Here is a 1,508-nt window from a genome sequence, read left to right on the forward strand (position 1 = left end):
GGAAACTTCGGTGCCGGGCGCGTGGGCTTCTCTGCGGCGTAGCGCGGCGCAGGTGCATGGGAGATGTGACCTGTGCTCTCCGGCTATTTCCGCCAGGCAGCGCTCCCCAGATGGCAGTGGCAAGGCAGATGGCTCATCCAATGGCGCGCCGTCGAGAAGCTGCTCCGCCGGACCTTCCCACCTCGGTCTCGACACTCCGGCCCCGGCCATGCCGCCGGCGCACCATCGCCTTGCGCCTCACGACGCTTGTTCGGATGCGTCATGCCTCTGGCCCGGGCAGGATGCTGCGCGGGATGTCGAAGCATGGTAGGATCCTACGGCCCTCCACGCCGGGCGGGGGGCTGAAAGGCGGAGCCACCGAGGTGAGTCAATCCGGGAAGAGCGTGCATCCGCGAGGCAAGGCGTCGCAGCGCGTCGAGGAGGTCCGCGCGGTCTTCGCCGCGGATTACCTGACCTATCAGTATTGCTTCGTGGAATTCTTCCTCGAGCACCTGTCGGACATCAGCCGCGCTTTTCGGGGCGATCTTCAGACGCTGATCGTTCTTGCGCTGATCGGGCAGGTCCAGATGCGGGCCATGCGCCAGGCCGCGACGACCGGACAGGATCCCTGCTTGCTGCCGCCCGAACGGCTGAGCATCTCGGCCTCGCGCATCGCGGACGTGACCGGCATTCCGCGCCAGACCGTGCGCCGCAAGTTCGCCGCGCTGGAACGCAAAGGCTGGGTGATGCGCACCGAAACGGGCGCGTATCGACTGGCGATGCGGGACGACGGCAATGCACCGGCGCGGATCGACCTGGAGATGCTGGACCGCCGGGCGATGGTCCGCGTGGCGCGGCTGTTTCGCGACCTCGAGGCGATCGTCGCGGCGCAGCCGCGCGGGGGTCCGGTGCCCCGGCCTGCTCAGGACGAGCAGGTCGCTTCTCCCCCGACCTGACGGCCGGGTAGAAATGTTCGACCCAGACATGCTCCGGCTGGACGGCCATATCGTCGTCACGGGCATCGGCCACGTCTTCTCGGGCGCGGGCGCCGGTGCGCGCGACGTTGCAACGATCGCGCGCTGGATGTTCTCCTGAACAACGTCGGCGGGTTCCACCAATGCGATGCTGCCTCGCGGTCCGCAACCGGACACCGTCGCCGCGCCGATCAACGCAAGACAGTGGCGGCGGGTCGGCTCGGTGAGATTGACGGGACGGATCATGCTGCGCCCTCGGGTTGGTCCGCTGTCCGTCAGCTTACGATGCCAAGGGCACCAGGGCGAGCGCCGTTTCGGGGTCCGGATCGGATGACGGCAGCGCGCCGAATGACGTTACCGCGGAAACAGGAATGTCGCGCCAAGGCGGACACCCCAGCCATCCGGGCCAAAGTCAGGGCTTTCGACCCAGTAGCGGAGGCCGGCGAACAGGCTGACCGGCTGTTCTCCGATCCGCGTCAGCTTTGAAGCCACCGCGTTGACGGGAACCGACCACTGCTCGGTCTCCCAGTCATAGGTGCTCTCGGTCTGCAGGGT

General features: G+C 67.5%; 2 protein-coding genes and 1 pseudogene. 2 read left to right on the plus strand and 1 reads right to left on the minus strand.

Translation table 11 applies throughout. The annotated features are described in order from the left end of the window. Positions 1-383 precede the first annotated feature (383 nt). Positions 384-935: a hypothetical protein gene (locus OU682_RS23905; protein ID WP_268944670.1), complete on the plus strand. Its 552-nt coding sequence runs from the start codon at positions 384-386 to the stop codon at positions 933-935. A 13-nt stretch (positions 936-948) separates the two neighbouring features. Then, positions 949-1,074, plus strand: a complete 126-nt coding sequence (locus tag OU682_RS23910) for a hypothetical protein (protein WP_268944671.1) — start codon at positions 949-951, stop codon at positions 1,072-1,074. A 233-nt stretch (positions 1,075-1,307) separates the two neighbouring features. On the opposite strand, the pseudogene OU682_RS23915 reads toward OU682_RS23910, so the two are convergent. After that, positions 1,308-1,508: pseudogene (locus OU682_RS23915) on the minus strand (transporter); the annotation flags it as partial.

Origin of the sequence: Paracoccus benzoatiresistens, from assembly GCF_026913015.1 — a bacterium.
GTDB classification, from domain to species: Bacteria; Pseudomonadota; Alphaproteobacteria; order Rhodobacterales; family Rhodobacteraceae; genus Paracoccus; species Paracoccus benzoatiresistens.